The 19,961-nt window shown below is 36.8% G+C and carries 24 protein-coding genes; all 24 read right to left on the minus strand.

Going from position 1 to position 19,961, the window contains the following annotated elements; all coding sequences use genetic code 11:
- Window positions 1–41: 41 nt before the first annotated feature.
- The 24 genes from ACLU24_RS07695 to ACLU24_RS07810 all read right to left on the minus strand — a co-directional run bounded on the left by ACLU24_RS07695 (window position 42) and on the right by ACLU24_RS07810 (window position 19,864).
- Window positions 42–1,607 (minus strand): hypothetical protein, encoded by a 1,566-nt coding sequence (locus tag ACLU24_RS07695; protein ID WP_203351112.1) that lies wholly within the window; start codon window positions 1,605–1,607, stop codon window positions 42–44.
- A gap of 270 nt (window positions 1,608–1,877) precedes the next feature.
- Window positions 1,878–3,245 (minus strand): 23S rRNA (uracil(1939)-C(5))-methyltransferase RlmD, encoded by a 1,368-nt coding sequence (gene rlmD / locus ACLU24_RS07700; protein ID WP_412611559.1) that lies wholly within the window; start codon window positions 3,243–3,245, stop codon window positions 1,878–1,880.
- A 181-nt stretch (window positions 3,246–3,426) separates the two neighbouring features.
- The gene (locus ACLU24_RS07705; protein WP_412611562.1) at window positions 3,427–4,188 is read right to left on the minus strand and encodes a pseudouridine synthase; all 762 of its coding nucleotides are present in this window, start codon (window positions 4,186–4,188) and stop codon (window positions 3,427–3,429) included.
- Window positions 4,189–4,216: 28 nt separating this feature from the next.
- Entirely contained in the window at window positions 4,217–5,350 is a 1,134-nt protein-coding gene (locus ACLU24_RS07710) for a D-alanyl-D-alanine carboxypeptidase family protein (protein WP_412611565.1), read from the minus strand.
- A gap of 89 nt (window positions 5,351–5,439) precedes the next feature.
- Window positions 5,440–5,883, minus strand: coding sequence for a GerW family sporulation protein (ytfJ, locus tag ACLU24_RS07715; RefSeq protein ID WP_412611567.1), 444 nt, complete (start codon window positions 5,881–5,883; stop codon window positions 5,440–5,442).
- A gap of 156 nt (window positions 5,884–6,039) precedes the next feature.
- Window positions 6,040–6,669, minus strand: coding sequence for a DUF2953 domain-containing protein (locus ACLU24_RS07720; protein WP_412611569.1), 630 nt, complete (start codon window positions 6,667–6,669; stop codon window positions 6,040–6,042).
- Window positions 6,666–7,265: an SMC-Scp complex subunit ScpB gene (gene scpB, locus ACLU24_RS07725; protein ID WP_412611572.1), complete on the minus strand. Its 600-nt coding sequence runs from the start codon at window positions 7,263–7,265 to the stop codon at window positions 6,666–6,668. Before scpB ends, ACLU24_RS07720 begins: the two co-directional genes overlap by 4 nt.
- Window positions 7,266–7,271: 6 nt before the next feature.
- Window positions 7,272–7,976, minus strand: coding sequence for a segregation and condensation protein A (locus tag ACLU24_RS07730; protein WP_412611574.1), 705 nt, complete (start codon window positions 7,974–7,976; stop codon window positions 7,272–7,274).
- A gap of 18 nt (window positions 7,977–7,994) precedes the next feature.
- Window positions 7,995–8,735, minus strand: coding sequence for a site-2 protease family protein (locus tag ACLU24_RS07735; protein WP_412611577.1), 741 nt, complete (start codon window positions 8,733–8,735; stop codon window positions 7,995–7,997).
- A gap of 99 nt (window positions 8,736–8,834) precedes the next feature.
- A complete protein-coding gene (locus ACLU24_RS07740) occupies window positions 8,835–9,275 on the minus strand; it encodes a CD1247 N-terminal domain-containing protein (RefSeq protein ID WP_412611579.1) in 441 nt (146 codons plus the stop codon).
- Window positions 9,276–9,327: 52 nt separating this feature from the next.
- Window positions 9,328–9,885: an elongation factor P gene (gene efp, locus ACLU24_RS07745; RefSeq protein WP_022263643.1), complete on the minus strand. Its 558-nt coding sequence runs from the start codon at window positions 9,883–9,885 to the stop codon at window positions 9,328–9,330.
- A 160-nt stretch (window positions 9,886–10,045) separates the two neighbouring features.
- Window positions 10,046–11,125, minus strand: coding sequence for a M24 family metallopeptidase (locus tag ACLU24_RS07750; RefSeq protein WP_412611581.1), 1,080 nt, complete (start codon window positions 11,123–11,125; stop codon window positions 10,046–10,048).
- Between the two features lie 87 nt (window positions 11,126–11,212).
- A complete protein-coding gene (gene aroQ, locus ACLU24_RS07755; protein WP_412611584.1) occupies window positions 11,213–11,644 on the minus strand; it encodes a type II 3-dehydroquinate dehydratase in 432 nt (143 codons plus the stop codon).
- A complete protein-coding gene (locus tag ACLU24_RS07760; RefSeq protein ID WP_412611586.1) occupies window positions 11,641–12,171 on the minus strand; it encodes a YqeG family HAD IIIA-type phosphatase in 531 nt (176 codons plus the stop codon). The genes aroQ and ACLU24_RS07760 overlap by 4 nt, the downstream gene beginning before the upstream one ends.
- Before the next feature lie 165 nt (window positions 12,172–12,336).
- A complete protein-coding gene (gene rpsU / locus ACLU24_RS07765) occupies window positions 12,337–12,513 on the minus strand; it encodes a 30S ribosomal protein S21 (protein WP_022263647.1) in 177 nt (58 codons plus the stop codon).
- Between the two features lie 123 nt (window positions 12,514–12,636).
- Complete coding sequence (leuS, locus tag ACLU24_RS07770; RefSeq protein WP_412611587.1) at window positions 12,637–15,054, minus strand: leucine--tRNA ligase; 2,418 nt, start codon at window positions 15,052–15,054, stop codon at window positions 12,637–12,639.
- A gap of 124 nt (window positions 15,055–15,178) precedes the next feature.
- Window positions 15,179–15,520 (minus strand): ribosome silencing factor, encoded by a 342-nt coding sequence (gene rsfS / locus ACLU24_RS07775; RefSeq protein WP_412611589.1) that lies wholly within the window; start codon window positions 15,518–15,520, stop codon window positions 15,179–15,181.
- Between the two features lie 17 nt (window positions 15,521–15,537).
- The gene (yqeK, locus tag ACLU24_RS07780; RefSeq protein ID WP_412611592.1) at window positions 15,538–16,104 is read right to left on the minus strand and encodes a bis(5'-nucleosyl)-tetraphosphatase (symmetrical) YqeK; all 567 of its coding nucleotides are present in this window, start codon (window positions 16,102–16,104) and stop codon (window positions 15,538–15,540) included.
- 65 nt (window positions 16,105–16,169) lie between these two features.
- A complete protein-coding gene (locus tag ACLU24_RS07785; protein ID WP_412611595.1) occupies window positions 16,170–16,676 on the minus strand; it encodes a GNAT family N-acetyltransferase in 507 nt (168 codons plus the stop codon).
- Between the two features lie 78 nt (window positions 16,677–16,754).
- Window positions 16,755–17,354, minus strand: a complete 600-nt coding sequence (gene nadD, locus ACLU24_RS07790; protein ID WP_412611598.1) for a nicotinate (nicotinamide) nucleotide adenylyltransferase — start codon at window positions 17,352–17,354, stop codon at window positions 16,755–16,757.
- 379 nt (window positions 17,355–17,733) lie between these two features.
- A complete protein-coding gene (gene yhbY / locus ACLU24_RS07795) occupies window positions 17,734–18,042 on the minus strand; it encodes a ribosome assembly RNA-binding protein YhbY (protein ID WP_412611635.1) in 309 nt (102 codons plus the stop codon).
- Window positions 18,043–18,048: 6 nt separating this feature from the next.
- Window positions 18,049–18,654, minus strand: coding sequence for an XTP/dITP diphosphatase (locus tag ACLU24_RS07800; protein WP_412611599.1), 606 nt, complete (start codon window positions 18,652–18,654; stop codon window positions 18,049–18,051).
- Window positions 18,655–18,684: 30 nt separating this feature from the next.
- On the minus strand, window positions 18,685–19,608 hold the full coding sequence (ftsY, locus tag ACLU24_RS07805) for a signal recognition particle-docking protein FtsY (RefSeq protein WP_412611600.1): 924 nt from the start codon (window positions 19,606–19,608) through the stop codon (window positions 18,685–18,687).
- A 40-nt stretch (window positions 19,609–19,648) separates the two neighbouring features.
- A complete protein-coding gene (locus ACLU24_RS07810) occupies window positions 19,649–19,864 on the minus strand; it encodes a DUF6897 domain-containing protein (RefSeq protein ID WP_412611603.1) in 216 nt (71 codons plus the stop codon).
- Between the last annotated feature and the right edge of the window lie 97 nt (window positions 19,865–19,961).

Genomic DNA, 19,961 nt, shown 5'->3' on the forward strand with positions numbered 1-19,961 from the left:
GCACAAAACCCTCCCAGCCATGATGGTTGAGAGGGTTGTTTTTATCGTCCAAAGAATTCCTGAAATACCTTTTTATCTTCGAGCTTATATTTTTTATCAAAATCAGATGTGTAATCAGTTAACATCAATTCATCAGCATCAATCGAAATCTTCACATTTCCATTTTTCTTAAAAAAGCCAAATGCATCAAGTTCATCTAATGCTGAAATAACATCATAATTTTTCTTTCTGAATTCTATATACTGGATAAATTCCTCGTATGATTTACATTCTCTTGTAATTATATCCAAGTCATAAACGTTGACCACATATGGAATGCCTAAGACATTATCAATTTCTATATAATCCTGTATTTCTGACGGAATTATTCCAAAATTCTCAGCAGTAACACAAACTATATATTTTGATGCGATATCATCTATTTCAATTTCTTCTCCAGATGTTGTAACGAATTTCTTTCCTTCTTGTACTCTTTCGATTGACCTGACTGCCTGCTCATAAGCCGCACCTATGGCTTGATATACATCTGTTTTAATGCTTTCGTGTAACCCTCTTATTGAATTCAGTGTAATAATTTTACTCTTACACTCACAGAAGAGCATACCCTCATTCACAACTGTAGTGACATCAGCCTCACCATCTTCTCCAAGATAAGAAAGGCTACAATATATTTTATTCTTATCTATCAACCTTGCTAAATAAGTAGCAGTAAGTTCCTCAACTACATCCCCACGATTTCCAGTATAAATTCCAACGGTCTTTTTATCGAATATCTTCTCCGCAATAAAGGAATAATGGAATTGTTTAGGAATGTTCATCAAAGTTGAAAATAGTAACGGCATATAAATATACTCCCCAAAGTCAACAAAAGGCTTTGACAATAAAATCTTAAAGTCCTCGAATTCGACTTTCTTAAAAGTATTATCGAAAGCTTTTACACTCATATAATCGAGCATTTTATATGCTGCATCACCTACAATTGACTTCAACTCAGACTTATATATCCTAAAAACAAATCCTTCCTTAATGCTTGGAAGACAAGGTTTATTTTTGCAAGAAAAGGCTTTTATCATATTTTTGAATTTATATTTTTCTTGATAAGCTTTGGCAATTTTAATGCCGTATTGTGTGAAAATGTATTTTATTGATTTTTCATATGCAGTAAATGAAAAACCAAGCTCACTTTCCATTTCATTATCAAGAGGTGCATATAAGCGTCTGGCAACGTCTACTAACTGATGAATATAACCGTCGCCTCTATAAAAGTTGCCCTTCATCTGCATCATTTTTGACTGTAGAAATTTTTGTTTTTCTTCATCACTGGCATTTACCATTTTAATTGTTTCGGAAAAAAGTTCATCTATATTAGGTGCACAGGCACTCTTTGCATGTTGTTCTAAGACTTCATAATCCCTCCACATAAAAGCTTTATTACCAACTTCCTTGCAAGCATATAAGGCATTTACTGCTAAATATTCAGAAGCTGGAATAAATGTATCATCATGTCCATAGAGAAGCATTTGAAGCTCTATGATTCCAGAAAGAACCTCTTCCAATGAATACTGCGACATAAACTGAATCACTTCATCTGTTTTCGTTCTACTCATTTTCTTCACTCCTTCCATAACATCTAATCCACTGCCTGCCATATTGCCAACAGTCGAGTTGCCGGATTAGACAACATCTAAATCACTCACTCAAATTGAGTTAGCACCCTAGATAACATCTATCCTAGTGCCACAACCCACGACATCTAATCCACTGCCTAAACCCTCTGACCATTTTTACAGTAGATATGTTTCAATATAAGAAATACGGACTTTCATGAGCTATTGCCTAATCTCAAAAAAGCCCGTAAATACGCTACTTTTCGCTATTTATTTCTCTTTCCTAGACATCAAGCAGACCGTCTCCACATGTCCCGTTCTAGGGAATAAATCTACAGGAGTAATTTTTTTAATAGAATATCCTGATTCATTAAAAATTTTCAGATCACGAGCAAGTGTAGCCGGGTCGCATGAAACATAAACTACTCTTGAGGGAGAAAACTTTTTTGTAACGGTTTCAATAAGCGTAGCATCACATCCCTTTCTTGGAGGGTCTATAATTATGCAATCAGCTTTAATACCTTGTTTTGCCAATTTTTCTGCCGCTAAAGAGGCATCACCGCAGAAAAATTCTGCATTTGTGATACCATTTATTTTTGCATTGATTTTAGCATCTTCAATTGCTTGTGGAATTATTTCAACACCATATAGTTTTTTCACATAATTAGCCATAGTCAAGCCAATGGTACCTGTTCCGCAGTAAAGATCAAGTAAAGTTTCATCTGGTTGAAGTTCTGCGAAATCCTTAGCTATAGTATAAAGTTTTTCTGCTTGAGAACGATTAACCTGATAAAATGATAGAGGAGATATTCTGAATAAAAACCCGCAAAGTTTATCTGTAATATATCCCGTTCCGAAAATATTTCGACATTCTTTGCCTGTAATAACATTAGTTTTATCACAATTTTTATTGATAACAATGGTCTTTATCCGATTTTCAACAGTAAGAAGTTTTTCGCAAAGTTCTTCTTCGTATGGAAGTTTTTTACCATTTATTATAATACATACCATAATTTCATCTGTACCCATTGCATGACGCATATATAGATGACGCAAAAGTCCACTATGAGATTTTTCATCATAAGGTGTAAGTTTATATTTGTTTGCAAAATCAATAAAGCAGTCGATTATCGGATTGAACGCTTCTGAATGCAACAAACAGTTATCAACAGGTATAACCCTATGACTTCTCTGTGCAAAAAATCCAACGGTTATATTTCCATCTTTACCATAAGCAATTGGAAGTTGTGCTTTATTTCTATAAGCTATGGTACTATCTGATGGAACAATCTCACCAACAAGCGAACCATCTATTCCGCCAATTCTTGTTATGGCGTCGTAAACCCGCTGATACTTGAATTTCAACTCAGCTTCATAACTTATATGGCGAAGTATACAGCCACCGCATTTTGTACTTATATGGCAATCCGGTGTAACTCTATCGGAAGATGGAGTAATAATATTTTCAATAATTCCAAAAGCATATTTTTTTAAAACCTTTACAATACGAACATTAAGAATATCGCCAACAGCAGTATTTGGCACAAAAACCGCCATGGAATCAATATGACATACTCCGTTTCCTTCACTTGTAAGTCCTGTTATTTCAGCCTGATATATTTGATTTTTATTAAGCAAGAGACTCTCTCCCTTAAAATTATTTTACATAATTATAACATAATAGATAGTTGATTATCAAGCAATTACTATTTTAAACTATAAAATATTTAATATATCAATTATTTACTTGCACAAAGCTAAATCTAAATAATTAAATAAAAGCGAAAGCAATTTATAAAAAATGCTTTCGCTTTTATATTTAATTACCTTTTGTTTCTCCATTTGCTTTTTTTCTTGCATTAGCTAAAGCTTTCATCTCTTGCGGAGTAAGTTCTCTGTATTTTCCCGGTTGAAGCATACCTAATTTAATCGGGCCAATAGCTGTTCGCTTTAATCTTGCTACCTCAAGTCCGACCGCTTCACACATTTTTCTGATTTGACGATTTCTGCCTTCTTCAAGAATAATCTCAAGGACAGTGCGTTCTCTTTCTTGAGCAAGAACCTTAATTCCAGCCGGTGAGGAAAGTCTTCCATCAACTAAAACACCTTTTGTCAAAGCTGTGAGTTGTTCCTCAGATATTCTTGGATGAACAGTTACACGATAAGTCTTTGCAACATGATGCGACGGGTGAATTATCTCATTCGCAAATGCTCCGTCATTAGTCATAAGCAGCAAGCCTTCGCTTTCTCTATCGAGTCTTCCGACAGGATAAAGTCTTGTTGGAAAATCTTTTATAAGCTCTGCAACGCATTTACGGTCACGCTCATCGCTCATCGTTGTAATGTATCCTCTCGGCTTATGGAGCATAACATAGTATTTTTTAGATTTTGCAGATGAATTTAGTTTTCTACCCTGAACAATGATTTCATCTTTTTTAGGATTAGCCTTATCGCCAAGAGTTACTGTCTTTCCGTTTACTTTTACCAAGCCTTTTTGTATAAGCTCCTCTGCCTTTCTTCGTGAAGCTATACCTGCGTCAGCTATAATTTTCTGTATCCTTATAAGTTCGTTAAAAGCCAAACTTATCCCTCTTTTCTTTATATTTTTATTATCTGAAAAGTTTTTCAAAAAATCCTTTTTCGTGAATAACCGCCTTGCATTCTTCTTTTGCGATAAGGTTGGCACAGCCTATAATTTTACCATTTATCCTAAAAATAATTTTGCCCTCAGCTTTGCCTTTTCTTATAGGTGCATAAATAAATCTCGGCAGTATAATTTCTGATTCTATTTTACATTGCTCCCCATCAATTACCGAAACACTTATATCCCTTGATGGATAAAGCTGAATTTCATCAGCTTCTCCACCAACAACATTAGCTTGAATAGCATCTTTTGCTTGACAAAGCGTTTCAGTTTTCATTTTAGAAAAGCCATAATCATATAATTTCTGGTGGTCATTCCAATCATCACCGTCATTAAGCGTAACGCATATTAAACGGACACCGTTCCTCTCAGCACAGCTTGAAAGAGTTCGACCCGCTGTTTTTGTGAAACCCGTCTTAACCCCAATACAGCCCTCATAAAGTGACAAAAGCCTGTTATGATTATTGCATATCTGAGTTTTGTTTTCAGGAGAGGTATATTTAACAGTTATGCTTTTTTGACTGACAGTTTCTTTAAACTGCTCATTTTCCATAGCATAAGCTGTAAGAATAGCCATATCATAAGCACTTGAATAATGTTCTTCATCATCAAGCCCTGACGGTGTAACAAAATGGGTATCTTTCATACCAAGTGATTCCGCCTTTTGATTCATCATCTCTGCAAAACCTTCTGTACTTTTGCCTAGAGTAATCGCAATAGCATTTGCGGCATCATTCCCAGAAACCATCATCATACCCTTTGCAAGCTCAGAAAGTTTTAGAATCTCACCATTTTTAAGATACATACTTGAACCCTCTGCCTGCATATTCGCTGTGAATTTAATATCAATGTCCTTAGATTGTGCAGATTCAAATGCAAGCAAGGCAGTCATAATTTTGGTAATACTCGCAATCGGTCGCCTTGTATGACTATCTTTTTCATAAATAACCGTTCCGCTATCGGGTGCATATAATATTGCACTCAACGCAGAAACTGACGGCTTATCACCGTCAGCCTTAGAATCAACACTTGCCCCTAAAGATATGAATGAATAAAATATCACTGCAAAGCACAGCAACAAAGCAGTTGTCCTTTTCATATGTAACCTCCGCCGAAAATTAAGATTATCTAATTATATGCTCGGCAGATTGTTAAATATAACGCTCTTTTATTTCAGAATTGCAACTATTATACTGTTGGGTCTGAAATTTCAGAATTTTCGTTATCATTACTTTCCTTTGATTCTTCTTTTTTATCTTTTTTGAAAAGACCAACAATCTTATCAATCAAATCCGGAACCATTGCAACAGCTCTGTCTTGGCTATCTTGGAAGCTTTCAATATTAAGAAGCTTTGCCTCACCGTTTGATACTGCAATAAATGCAATAGGGTTAATTGTAACACCTGCACCCGAACCGCCACCAAAAAGTCGATTGTTTTCCATTTTCTTTGACGCAAATTCAGAACCGCCTGATGCAAAACCATAAGTCACTTTAGATACTGGGATAATAGTAGTACCATCTGCTGTTGTAATAGGTGTTCCAATAACAGTATTAACATCTACCATTTGCTTGATTTTATCAAGTGTCGTATCCATAAGACCCTCAATAGGATGATGTTGTTGTTCGCTCATTTAAACCATTCCTTTCAAATCTTTATTTAGTTAAGGGCTTTGCCCTTAAAACCCACCAAAGGCTCTACAGTAGGTAAGTACCTTTGGAAACTGCAAGCTTTTGAAAAAGCTTGAGCAAAATTTTTAATTGTCTTAATGGAAGTTAATCAACTAAAACTATACTTCCATATCCTTTTTTATACCAAGTATAAGTTTAATTCCCCTGAAAGCTGCTGAAATCATTATCCCTAAAGCAAACCAAGGTCTTATACTTACTTTCGTTTCAGCGAAAATTTTAGTTTCTTTCTCTGTAAAGCCTGCCTCTATATCAATTTGCTTTTTTCTAAGCTTCATATTTGAATCAATAAAAGATACCGCAGGATATACCGCTGAACAGATATATCCATATTTCATAGCAGTATCTCCTGCATCTTCTCCAACAATAAGCAAATCTATTTTAAGCTTTTTGATAACAATATGCTTAATAAGCTTTGATGAAGTATCTTTTATAATGGATATAACATCAGACAAAATCTCAAATAATCCATCCAAACCACGCTTTTTATATAGCTTTTTTAGATTATTTCCTTTTTTTTCTGGCTTTTTCTCTTTTGGCTTTTCTGATTTTTCAGATTCAGTTTTTTGCTTTTCTGGCTTTTCCTTTGGTGGAACAAGCTTTATCTTTATAAAAAGATATTGCAATATGAGTTCAGGTTCACCATCATATCTGAAATGAAACGAAACAGGTATCATAAGCAAAAGAAAGATAAAAAGCAATATTCCGACTATTATATAAAGTGCGGTCATACATTTTCTTCTTTCTCAGGCTCTTTGTCTATGCTTTCGGTTTCGTTCTTTTCAGATGATTCTTCAGAATTTTCTTCATCACTATTTTTTTGTGGAAGTGGTGGCAATTCGCTTATATCACTTACATTAAAGCAACGCAAGAAATTTTCTGTTGTTCCATAAATCAAAGGTCTTCCCGGAAGTTCAAGTCTGCCTTTTTCTTCAATAAGTTCTCTTGCAACAAGACTCGAAACAACACCCGAACAATCAACGCCTCTTATCTGCTCAACAAAAGCCTTAGTAACCGGTTGATTATAGGCTATTATTGCAAGAACCTCCAAAGCCGCCTGTGAAAGTGGTGAATTTCTTCTTAAATCAAGAACTGTACGAATAACTTCGGCATATTCCTTTTCTGTACACATTTGATAGCTTTTCCCAAGCCTTACTATTTTTATACCTGATTTTCTACTGGAGTAATCTTCCATAAGCAATTTAAGCAATTCCTCGGCTTTTTCTTCCTTTATCTCCAATGCCTGAGCTATTTTTGTAAGTTCAGCCGGAGTACCACAAGCAAATAGAATTGCTTCTATCGCAGGTTTTAACTTTTCATCTTCCACAACTTATCACCGCCTTTGCAGCATTTGAACTTGAGCTTCTTCACCGTCACCCTCAACACGGACTCTTTTGCCCTTAATCAATTCAAGTACAGCAAGGAAAGTCGCAACCATCTGGCTTTTACTTTCGCTGTCATCAAATAATGTTGAATATCTGACCGGCTTTCCGCCCCACAAAATTCTCATTACACCTATAATTCTCGATGAAACTGAAACAATCTTTCGTCTGACAATAACCGAAAATGCCTCATCAGACGGCGGAAGATTTTTCTTTCCTCGACCAACCGCTGCCATATATGCCGCAACAAGCACAGACGGGTCGTGACTTCGTTTATATTTTGTGTCACATTTCATCTTAATCTGATTACGACAATAATTATCAAAGCTGACAATCTCGCCAAGCTTTTTGGCAGCCTTTCGGCACTCTTGATATTCAAGAAGTTGTCCCTGAAGTTCTTCCTTGAGTTTTTCACCCTCTTCATATTTCGGTAAAAGCTCATAGGATTTAATTTCTACAAGTCTTGATGCCATATCGAGAAATTCGCTGGCAACATCCATATTGTTTTCTTTCATAAGGTCGAGATGCTCCATATATTGATTAAGCAACTCTGAAATACTTATATCATAGATATTAAGCTTATTTTTGCTGATAAGATGCAAAAGTAAATCAAGCGGTCCTTCAAAGGCAGGAAGTTTATATGATATTTTTTCCATTTTTAACCGCCTTATTCATTACAATAGACTAAAATTTGGATTAAACGGACTTCCTGAGAATGGAAGTGCTGTTAAATTTAATATTCCGCTTGTAAGCCAGCTCTGAGCAACTGAAAGCGGTCCACTAAATGCACCAAAAGCAATAGCAATCATAAGAATCATAGAAATCATTGCCTCGTTGCGCTGGATTTGATAACAAATTCTATTTGGCAAAAATGCCATAAGTATCTTAGAACCGTCAAGCGGTGGTATAGGAATCAAATTAAAAACGGCGAGTGAAATATTTATGGCCATAAAGTAATATAGGAAAAGAACAATATATGATAAAATACCAACTGATTTTCCACTAAAAATCAATAATGCCATAGGGTCTATTGCTAAAACAAGATTTATAAGCAAACCGCCTACAATACCCGCAAGCAGATTGGCAAGGGGACCTGCCAAAGCAACAACCGCCATTGCACCCTTTGGATTCTTCCTATGGTCAAGGTTTACCGGAACAGGCTTTGCCCAACCAAAACCAAAAAGCAACAGCAATAATGCACCAACATAATCTATATGCTTTAATGGATTAAGTGTTTGTCTGCCGAGCATTTTTGCCGTTTTATCTCCAAACCAGCCGGCAACCGTTGCATGAGCAAATTCGTGAAACGGAAGCATTACAAAAATTACAAGCAATGACGCCAATATACTCGCAATAACACTCATAAGGTCTAAACCTTGTCCACTAAAAGCATTTCTTAATACACTAATCAGCAATAAAATCTCCCTTTCTCTAATACAAAGTAAGCGGAATCCTGCATTTTTTGAGCAGAATCCCGCTTGCAAACTCATTTAGTCCGCAACAAAGCCAAGGAATTACTCCTTGTCCTCATCACCGTCACTATCGGAGCTATCATCATCTGAATCTTCGAGGTCGGAATAATCGAACTCAAGTTCTTCACCGCATTTTGGGCAGGAAATACTGCCCTCAAGAAGCGTATTTTCGTCCATATAGGTTGTTTCGCCACAGCTTGGGCAAGTAACCTCATAGAAGTTATCGTCCTCGTCAACATAATCATCGTCATCATCTTCGAAGTCTTCATAATAATCTTCTTCAAGAGATGCGAGATCCTCATCAATCTCATCGACCTGTTCACAAAGTTCATCATAAGCATCATTCAAGTCAGAAACCTTGCCAGTGACCTCATTGAGAAGGTCTACAACCGCATTCAAAACCCTGACTGTCTTATCACTCTTATCAAGGTCCATACCATCAATCATGCCCTTAATGTATGCTGCCTTTTCATTTATACCCATTTTTAAACGCTCCTTCCGATTTTTAAGATTCTGATAATATAATTAAAATAAATTATGCACGAGCCATGTATTCGCCTGTTCTTGTATCAATTTCAATAAGATCTCCCTCGTTGATAAAGAGCGGAACCTTAATTTCTGCGCCTGTTTCAAGAACTGCTGGCTTTGTTACGTTAGTAGCTGTATCGCCCTTGAAACCAGGGTCTGTCTGAGTAACCTCAAGCTTAACAAAGTTAGGCGGCTCAACGCCGAAAACATTTCCTTTATAGGAAAGAACCTTACATACCATATTTTCCTTAACGAACTTAAAGTTGTCAGAAAGTGTTGAAGCGTTGATAGGAAGCTGTTCGTAAGTTTCGTTATCCATGAAGTAATAGAGGTCGCCATCTGTATAGAGATATTCCATATCTCTTCTGTCAATGAAAGCTGTTGGGTACTTATCGTTTGGGTTGAAAGTCTTTTCAACAACTGCACCTGTAATAACATTCTTAATCTTTGTACGAACGAAAGCCGCACCCTTACCAGGCTTAACATGCTGGAACTCAACGATAGAAACTACATTGCCGTCCATTTCAAATGTTACGCCGTTTCTGAAATCACCTGCTGAAATCATTAAATAATCCTCCTGTTATTTTAAGAATATCTCGTTTCATATTCAAGGCAATACTGCACATATTGCTCTCATATATTCAAGTATACAATAAACAAGCAAAAATTGCAACCATTTAATCTAAACACAATCCAAAATATACAAAAATTTAACAATATATGGGTCAATTTCCGAGAATAATTAAATCCTTAGTAAATGAATTAAAGTTCTTATAACCATCTTCTGTAACAAAAACCATATCTTCAATTCTTACACCAAATTCGTTATCAAGATAAATTCCCGGTTCGCTTGTCACTACCATTCCGCTTTCAAGCTTAAAGCAATTATTTGGAGAAAGGCTTGGCTTTTCGTGTATATCAAGACCTACACCGTGTCCTGTTGCGTGTCCAAAACAACCCTCAAAACCTGCTTTATAGATTATATCACGAGCTGTCTTATCAACTTCTCCACAGCTGACACCGCTCTTAATTTTATCAAGTGCGGCTTGCTGTGCAGTCTTTACTATATCATATACTTTAGCCTGATAGTCGCTAACTGCTCCAAGAGCAACTGTTCTTGTCATATCGCTCTTATAACCCTCTACATCTGCACCAATATCGAGGGTAATAAGGTCGCCATATTCAAGCTTTTTGTCATCAGGAACACCATGTGGCATAGATGTCTTTTTGCCAGAAGTTATAATCAAGTCAAAAGCAACGCCTACCGCACCATGCTGACGCATATACATTTCCATAAACAAAGCTAAATCTCTTTCGCAAGCTCCAACCTCAACTTTTTTAAGAGTTTCAGTAAGAGCCTCCTCTGTAAGATTTGTTGCTTTCTGCATAAGCTCAATTTCTTGCTCAGTTTTTATACCACGCATCTTGGCAATGATTCTATCAAGCTCGTCATTTTTAATTGTACTTACCTTGCAAAGCTTGAAAGTATCTTCCATTGAATTATACATTTCAAAGGTAAATGCTGAACTTTCGAGCATAATTACACGAAGATTTTCTTTTTCTATAATTTCCTTAAGGCTATCAGTAAACTTTCTGAACTGAATAACCTTGCAGTTCTTTGCAACAGCCCTCGCAGCCTCAGCATAACGAAAATCAACGAAAAGATATGTGTCACGCTTTGTAACAAGCAAATAACCAAGCGATGAAACAAAGCCTGTGAAATATTTGCGGTTATTCTGCGAATATATCAGAGCCGCATCTGCATAAGACGGAATCATATGAGCTAATTCTCTTGTTTTAGTCATTTTAAAAACTCCCTTTAAACCCTATTTAAATAACAGAGCCATAAATGTATCATTTACACTTATCAGACAATATTATGAGTGGTAAATTCAAGCAAGCTCCTCAAGGGCATAGAAATATCCATTTTTGCCAAAGCCTGCAATAACGCCTCTGCATACAGGTGAAATTACAGACTTATGCCTAAACTCCTCACGGGTATGAACATTTGACATATGCACCTCAATAGTTGGAATAGAATCCTCAACTGATGCAATAGCGTCACGCAAAGCATAACTATAATGGGTCAACGCACCTGCATTTATAACAATACCGCTGACATTTTCTCTATAAGCGGCGTGAATCCTATCTATAAGATCGCCCTCATGATTTGATTGATATATCTCACACTCAATATTGAGTGACTTTGCTTTCTCAAGAATATCTTCATTTATACTTTCTGCATTTTCTTTACCATAAATCGCCTTCTCTCTTATGCCTACCATATTAAGATTAGGCCCAAGTAAAACAAGAATTTTTTTCATTTCTTATCATCTCTTTCTAAAAGATTATATTTAGATAAATAATCTTCTCCGTAAAGTTTTTTCCTCATAGGAAGTTCCATCTTTCTGCGAAGCTTTATAGTTCTGCCTTTATCTGGAGATTGCGGCACAAGAAGTACGGATTTCATTCCGGCAAGTTTTGCGCCAAGTATATCTGTAAAAATCTGGTCACCAATAACCAAAGCATTTTTGGGCTTTACAGAAAGTTTTTTTTCGGCACGAATAAAGCCAAACGGTAAAGGTTTAAGGCTCATTGCTACGCAATCAAGTCCTATACTCTCTGCAAATGGATAAACTCGTTTTCTGAAATTATTTGAACATATTACAACTTCGATGCCACTTTTTTTAATTTCATCAAGCCATTCCACTACTCCATCATAAATTTTCTTAGATGAAGGCGGGGATACTGTATTATCAACATCAAGTAAAATCGCATCTATATTATTTTCTTTTAGGAACTCAACTGAAATATCTCTAAAAGATACAAAAGCCACTGTCGGCTTAATCACCGAATCACAACCTTTAATTTTTCAATCTTTTTAAACATCATAAATTTTTTAATACTTGCAAAAAAATCTGCCCTGAAACGTCTGCCGTGGATTAATACGGCTGACAATTCAAGGCAGACCCTCAATTTTTGTTATTTAATTGCGATAATTCTGAAATTCTCGTTATTACTTAAACTTACGCTTACGAGCAGCTTCAGACTTCTTTTTACGCTTTACAGAAGGCTTCTCATAAGCCTCTCTCTTGCGAACTTCAGCAATAACGCCAGCTCTTGCACACTGTTTCTTAAATCTTCTAAGCGCACTCTCAAGAGATTCGTTATCCTTAATTCTGATTTCAGCCATTTATCTTCCCTCCCATCCGCCATACGGCAGGGGTATTGTGTCATACGATACAAGTTGTATTATACTATATAAAGCTTGATTCTGTCAAGAGATTTTATAAAATTTGTTTATTTTTTCCGAATTTTATTTTGCAACAATATTTACAAGCTTGCCCTTAACATAAATCTCTTTGATTATATTTTTGCCCTCTGTAAATTCTGCTACCTTTGGTTCAGCTTTTGCAGCAGCAAGAGCAGTCTCTTGGTCTGCGTCAGCCTCGATTGTAATTCTTGCACGAAGCTTACCATTAACCTGAACAGCAATTTCAACTGTATCGTCCTTGCACTTGCTCTCATCATACTTAGGCCATTCTTGCTCGCAAGCAAGTCCTTCGCCGAGTTTAAGCTCATTGAAAACTTCCTCAGTAACATGAGGTGCAAATGGATTCATAAGAATTGTAAAAATACGAAGTTCTTCTCTTGTGATAGACTTTGTATTATAAATATCATTGATAAGAGCCATAAGAGTTGCAATAGCTGTATTGAATTTCAATGTTTCAATATCCTCAGAAACTTTCTTTATAGCCTTATGGAAGTTGCTTTCGAGTTCAGGACGAATACCTCCGTCTGTAACCATTGATGCAAGTCCATAATATCTCTCAATGAATCTTCTGCTTCCCTTGATACCTGATGTACTCCATGGAGCAGCTTTCTCAAAGTCACCGATAAACATTTCGTAAACACGCATAGTATCTGCACCATATTCATTTACGATATCATCAGGATTTATGACATTGCCTCTTGATTTACTCATCTTCTCGCCGTTTTCGCCAAGAATCATACCGTGGCTTGTACGCTTTGCATATGGCTCCGGAGTAGGAACTACACCAATATCATACAGGAACTTATGCCAGAAACGGCTATAAAGCAAATGGAGAGTTGTATGCTCCATACCGCCATTATACCAATCAACAGGTGACCAGTACTTCAATGCTTCTGGAGATGCAAGAGCCTCGTCATTGTGTGGGTCCATATATCTGAGGAAATACCAAGATGAACCTGCCCATTGTGGCATTGTATCTGTTTCACGCTTTGCCGGCTTTCCGCACTTAGGGCAAGTTGTATTTACCCATGAGTCGATAGCTGCAAGTGGAGATTCGCCGTTATCTGTTGGTTCATATGATTCAACATTAGGAAGTTCAAGCGGAAGTTCACTTTCAGGAAGTGCAACTGTTCCGCAACAAGGGCAATGTACAATCGGAATAGGCTCACCCCAATATCTCTGACGAGAGAAAACCCAGTCACGAAGCTTATAATTAACTTTTGAATGTCCAACTTTCTTTTCTGCGAGGAACTCAACTATTTTCTTCTTAGCCTCATCAACAGTAAGTCCATCGAGGATTCCGGAATTAACCATAATTCCTGTTGCACAATCTGTAAATGCTTCTTCTTGAACATTTCCGCCCTTAACAACCTCGATAATCGGAAGGTCGAACTTCTTTGCGAACTCCCAGTCACGAGTATCGTGTGCAGGAACGGCCATAATAGCACCTGTTCCGTAAGAAACAAGAACATAGTCAGAAATGAAAATAGGAATCCGCTTACCATTTACAGGATTTATAGCCTCAACACCCTGAAGCTTAACACCTGTCTTATCTTTAGCAACCTCTGTACGCTCGAAGTCAGACTTCTTTGAAGCCTCATACTGATAGTTGCGAATCTCATCTATGTTTGTGAGCTTATCTGCCCACTTCTCAATAAGTGGATGCTCAGGAGAGATAACCATATATGTTGCACCATAGAGAGTATCCGGACGAGTTGTATAGATAGTAAGTGTATCACCCATAGTTGTAGAGAAATCAACCTCCGCACCTGTTGAACGGCCAATCCAGTTTTTCTGCTGTGCCTTAACTCTATCAGGGTAGTCAACAAGGTCAAGGTCATTGATAAGTCTTTCTGCATACTCAGTAATCTTGAGCATCCACTGTGACTTAACCTTTCTTACAACTTCGCTATGGCATCTTTCACAAACGCCGCCAACAACCTCTTCATTTGCAAGAACGCACTTACAAGAAGTACACCAGTTTACAGCCATTTCTTTTTTATATGCAAGACCATGCTTATATAGTTGTAGGAAAATCCACTGTGTCCACTTAAAGTATTTAGGGTCGGTTGTGTTGATTTCTCTGCTCCAATCGAATGAAAGACCAAGTGCCTGAAGCTGTGCCTTAAAATGTGCTACATTTTGCTTTGTAACTTCGGCAGGGTGAATATGATTCTTAATAGCAAAATTCTCTGTTGGAAGTCCGAATGCGTCCCAACCGATTGGATAAAGGACATTATAGCCCTCTAAGCGTCTTTTTCTTGAAACAATGTCAAGAGCAGTATATGAGCGTGGGTGTCCTACATGAAGTCCCTGTCCTGATGGATATGGAAATTCTACAAGAGCGAAGAACTTAGGCTTTTTGCTATTCTGCTCTGCATGGAATACACCCTTATCTTCCCAGATTTTCTGCCATTTTGATTCAATTTTCTTGTGGTCATACTTTTTTTCAAAGCTCAATTTATTTCTCTCCTTAGTTGCAATTTTGCAGTTATTCACCGCTTGCATCAAGTGTTTCGTTGTCTATTGTAATAGTTTTTGCCCTATTAAAAAGTCCGAACGAAACTTTTAATTTTATCATAGATTATTCTATATCAATAATTTCTCCGTCCTGCCATAATCTTTCAAGGTCATAATATTCTCTTGCCTCGTCAGAGAAAACATGGACTACTACATCTACATAATCGAGAAGTATCCAAGAATTTGAGCGATAGCCCTCAACATGGCTTACGCTGATTCCGGATTCGTCAAGCTGTGCTTCAACCTCATCAGCAAGAGCCTTAACATGAGTGCTTGAAGTACCTGTTGCAATTACAAAATAATCTGCAATCGCAGAAATATCCTTAATTTTTATAACCTTAATATCAAGTGCCTTTTTGCTGTCAAGAGCCTTAACAGCCATCTTTGCTGTTTCTAATGATGTCATATATTTCCTCCATAAATTTATTTTTTCTTGAGAATAACCTCGTTATATGCGTCGAGGGTATCCCTTGCTATTGCAAGTCGTCTATGAGCCAAATCCTCTATGCTAAAGCTAAGTCCTTCAATCATAGCTGCCTCAAGACTTTTATCAGCCGCCTTGCGAATTTCGTCTACACCTTCATAATCTCTTTCGGCAGATGTAAAGTCAGCAATAAAAATTATCTTTTCAAGCAATGACATTCCACCTCTTGCCGTTGTATGATAACGAACCGCATTGAGAATATCTTCATCGTCAATTCCAAGAACAACCTTAATATATCCGCTTCCCGAAATTGCGTGCCAAAGCTTTGTTGAGTTTGCCTCGAGCGGAGAAAGCTCTATTCCGGCTTTCTTCATAATTTCAAGCTGTTCTTTCTCTGAGGTTTCTTTTGTAATATCGTGCAAAATTCCTGCGATAGCAGCTTTTTCTACATCAGCACCATACTTTTTCGCAAGTCGCACAGCCTCCTTAGATACATTCTTAGAATGTTCAAAGCGAGCGTCCTTTAATCTTGGACGAATAATTTTTTCGTAATCCTTGATATTCACAATATAAAACCTCCAAGCAATTTTATAAAAATCAGAGTTTACATCTGCTTAAAAAGCAATATAAATTATGCCATTCTGTAAATATATCTACAAATTTTCCTGTTTTCTCCCTGATAATTTCCAACACCCTCAAATAGCTTTATAAAACCTGTACGCTCTAAAACAATTTTTGAGGCAACATTATCAGCAAGACAAATACCAAAAATAGCATCTATATTCATTTTTTTCATAATTACAGGTAAAAAGGCTTTTACAGCTTCTGTCGCATAACCGTGCTTTGTAAACTCTTTTCCTATATGATAACCTATTTCCCAGCCCTCGTCAATGAGAACAGCCTGAACATATCCAATATTTTTTCCATTTTTTAATAAAATAGGATATACATAAGGGCCACTTTCGCCATTATATTGCTCAATCAAATATTCAAGAGTTTCTTTTGCTTCTTCAACAGTTTCAAAAACCTCGTCAGGAACAAATTTTCGGTTATCCTCATCAAGAGAATTGAGATGAACACTTTCTGCCATTGACAAATCAAATTCTGTGATGAGCAATCTTTCTGTTTCTATATTCATAAAACCACCTTAAAAATACAGGTTAATATGCAACTATATTTTCATTTATAAAATCAAATTTATTATTAATTAATATTTCTATAAATACAAACCTTTTTCAAGAATATAATTTTCAACCCGCTTAGGAACGAGTTTATCAATAGACTTTCCATTCTTGATAGCTTCTCGGATTTCACTTGATGAAACTTCCGGCAAGGTAAGGTTAAGCACCTGTGTTTCAGCACCTATTGATTTCAGAAAAGTTTCTCTGTCGATAAGCTCTTGTCTGCCACCGACTCCTTTTCTCGGAACTCCGCATATTTTCGCAAGCTTAAAGATTATTTCTGGATTTTTCCATGTTTCTATTGAAAGAAACATATCCGCTCCCATAATCAGAAATAAATCATCAGTGGGATAGATAGAATGTAATTCTTGCAAGGTTTCATAGGTATAGCTTTTCCCGCCACGCTTAATTTCTATATCAGAAATTTCCACCTTTGGAATATCAGAAATACAAAGCTTGCACATTGCTATTCTGTCCTGCGGAGAAACAGGTGATTCAACCAATTTATGCGGTGGTAAGAATGACGGTACAACAAGAAGTTTATCAAGATTAAGCTCACTGATAATTCCTTTTATAAGCTGAATATGTCCGTTATGTATTGGATTAAAGCTTCCGCCAAACATTCCTATCCGCACACATTTCACCCCATCTTTTATTCACATCTAAATTTTTAAACTTAATAGTTTCGCTCGAGGCGGAGTGCCTCCGCTGTCAAGACGCGTTCTACTTTTTTGTTAAATTAAAACTTGCTATTCGCGTCTAAATTTTTAACTTAAAAGTTTCGCTCGAGCCTTTTCAAAGGCTCGCAGTTTCCAAAGGCAGAGCCTTTGTTCGCCGTCCGCAGACGGCGAAATTCTTTTATACTCCTCAAAGCGCAGGAGGGTAGAAAAACATTCCAGCGGAATGTTTTTCGTAGGGAACCCTCGCAGGGGGGTCCCTACAAAAAATAAATGTCAGTTAAAGCCTTGAACTTAATAATTTTCCAAAGTTATTATCAAACTCACATTATATCAATTACTTTTTCTTAGATGTCTTTGGAAGAATGATTTTAGGCTCTTTGTCATTTCTTCTATATAGAACAAACTTTGAACCTATAACCTGTACGACCTCGCTGTTTGTTGACTTTGCGATTTCTTCAGCAACCTCTCTTGGAGTAATCTCCGCAGAGTTAAGAACCTTTCCCTTAATAAGCTCACGAGCCGCTAAAGCGTCATCAGCTTGCTTAATAATATTTTCATTCATATTGCCCTTGCCTACCATAATGATAGTATCAATATCAACTGCAAGAGAACGCAAAAATGCTCTTTGTTTACTTGTCATAATATCTCCTTAAAATTTCTTTTCTTTTAATTTTTCTCTTAGTTTTTCAGCTAAAGCTCTAAGCGCCTTTCCTCTATGGCTCATAGCGTCCTTTTGTATGCTTGAAAGCTCTGCAAATGTTTTGTTATCATCTGTGAAGAAAATCGGGTCATAGCCAAAACCATTGTTTCCTCTCGGAGCAAAACCGATTGAACCATCGCAAGAGCCTTCAACCTCAATCTTACTGCCATCAGGGAAGTAACAGCAAATAGCACAAACAAAATGTGCTGTACGCTGACCATCAGGCGTATCTTTAAGCTCAATCATAAGCTTTTCAATCTTTTCCTCATCAGACGCACCCTCACCCGCATATCTTGCAGAATAAACTCCAGGTCTGCCGCCAAGAGCGTCGACCATAAGTCCTGAATCATCTGCAATAGCAGGCATACCTGTTGCTTCGCAAGCACTCTTTGCTTTAAGTTCTGCATTTTCTGCAAAAGTTTTTCCTGTTTCATTTACCTCTGGCAATTTTTCTCCACATTCCTCTGCAGAAATAACTGAAATTCCGAGTGGCTTTAAAATTCTGTCAAATTCTTTAATTTTATTTTCGTTATGTGTAGCAGCTATATAAATCATATTATAACCTCCTGTAAAATAGGCAGTTCATTATTCTTCATTGTTATCATTTGTAAAAAGCGCTTTTGCAAAATCTGATGGATTGAATGGTTGTAAATCGTCAATTTGTTCTCCGACGCCGATATATTTAACCGGAATTTTAAGGTCGTCCATAATCGCAAGAACGACACCGCCCTTAGCTGTACCGTCAAGCTTTGTAAGAACAATACCTGTAATTCCTGCGGCATTCTGAAATTCTCTTGCCTGATTAACCGCATTTTGACCTGTTGTTGCATCAAGTACAAGCAAAACCTCTTTATCAGCATCAGGAAGCTCTCTGTCGATAATTCTGTTAATCTTAGCAAGCTCGTCCATAAGATGCTTTTTGTTGTGAAGTCTTCCTGCTGTATCTGCAATAATTACATCGCTGCCCTTAGCCTTTGCCGAAGAAATTGCATCAAACACAACAGCTGCAGGGTCCGAACCTTCTTGTTGCTTAACAATATCCGCACCTGAACGCTCTGCCCAGATTTCAAGCTGGTCTATAGCAGCGGCTCTGAACGTATCGGCGGCGGCAAGAGTAACCTTTTTTCCGGAACGAACAAGATTTGCAGCAATCTTTCCGATAGTAGTAGTTTTACCGACGCCATTTACACCTATTACAAGAATGATTGACGGCTTTGTATTTATCATCAATTCATTTGAATCGCCAAGCATATCGGCAATAACATCAGCCAATAAATCGTGAATCATTGCAGGGTCGGTAATACCCTCTTTTTTAACTCTTTTTCTTAGCTCATCACAAATATGCTCTGAGGTTGTTACACCTACATCGCCCATAATAAGCAATTCCAAAAGTTCCTCAAAAAGTTCTTCATCAATCTTTGTAAAGGACTTGAGCATTGTATCAATCTGACCGACAATGGCGTCCCTTGTCTTTTTAAGTCCCTCTTTTATTTTCTTGAATAAACCCATATTGTTTATCATTCCTTTACTACAAGAATTTGTTTAAGACTCAATCCAAAACTACTGATTTTTTCTTTCCGTTTTTCTTTCGTGGATATTCTCTGATTCTCACAACAAAATCAAGGTTTACAGCTTCAACAGTATTTCCTGTTTCCAAAAGCAAGGCATTTTTTGGAATCTCCTTTATAGTTCCCTGAATTGAAGAGCCATTGAATGTATATATAATACATTCTTTATCTATAAAGTTTTTTGCTAGTTCCAACATTTTCTCTTTATCTCCTTTTTTTCTTTTGAGATTCACAATAGTATAATTTTCTTTTTGCTTTCTTACAAAAAGAAGCAAAATTATGGTGATAAATATT

It is taken from the genome of Pseudoruminococcus sp. (genome assembly GCF_047012705.1).
In the GTDB taxonomy this organism is placed as follows: domain Bacteria; phylum Bacillota; class Clostridia; order Oscillospirales; family Acutalibacteraceae; genus Pseudoruminococcus.

Bases quoted from the DNA above. Each gene is read 5' to 3' on its own strand.
- ACLU24_RS07695 (WP_203351112.1), bottom strand. From the start codon at position 1,607: ATGAGTAGAACGAAAACAGATGAAGTGATTCAGTTTATGTCGCAGTAT.
- ACLU24_RS07710 (WP_412611565.1), bottom strand. From the start codon at position 5,350: ATGAAAAGGACAACTGCTTTGTTGCTGTGCTTTGCAGTGATATTTTAT.
- ytfJ (WP_412611567.1), bottom strand. From the start codon at position 5,883: ATGAGCGAACAACAACATCATCCTATTGAGGGTCTTATGGATACGACA.
- ACLU24_RS07720 (WP_412611569.1), bottom strand. From the start codon at position 6,669: ATGACCGCACTTTATATAATAGTCGGAATATTGCTTTTTATCTTTCTT.
- ACLU24_RS07730 (WP_412611574.1), bottom strand. From the start codon at position 7,976: ATGGAAAAAATATCATATAAACTTCCTGCCTTTGAAGGACCGCTTGAT.
- ACLU24_RS07740 (WP_412611579.1), bottom strand. From the start codon at position 9,275: ATGGGTATAAATGAAAAGGCAGCATACATTAAGGGCATGATTGATGGT.
- efp (WP_022263643.1), bottom strand. From the start codon at position 9,885: ATGATTTCAGCAGGTGATTTCAGAAACGGCGTAACATTTGAAATGGAC.
- ACLU24_RS07750 (WP_412611581.1), bottom strand. From the start codon at position 11,125: ATGACTAAAACAAGAGAATTAGCTCATATGATTCCGTCTTATGCAGAT.
- aroQ (WP_412611584.1), bottom strand. From the start codon at position 11,644: ATGAAAAAAATTCTTGTTTTACTTGGGCCTAATCTTAATATGGTAGGC.
- rpsU (WP_022263647.1), bottom strand. From the start codon at position 12,513: ATGGCTGAAATCAGAATTAAGGATAACGAATCTCTTGAGAGTGCGCTT.
- rsfS (WP_412611589.1), bottom strand. From the start codon at position 15,520: ATGACATCATTAGAAACAGCAAAGATGGCTGTTAAGGCTCTTGACAGC.
- ACLU24_RS07785 (WP_412611595.1), bottom strand. From the start codon at position 16,676: ATGAATATAGAAACAGAAAGATTGCTCATCACAGAATTTGATTTGTCA.
- ACLU24_RS07800 (WP_412611599.1), bottom strand. From the start codon at position 18,654: ATGATTTATATAGCTGCTACACATAACGAAAATAAAATTAAAGAATTT.
- ftsY (WP_412611600.1), bottom strand. From the start codon at position 19,608: ATGGGTTTATTCAAGAAAATAAAAGAGGGACTTAAAAAGACAAGGGAC.
- ACLU24_RS07810 (WP_412611603.1), bottom strand. From the start codon at position 19,864: ATGTTGGAACTAGCAAAAAACTTTATAGATAAAGAATGTATTATATAT.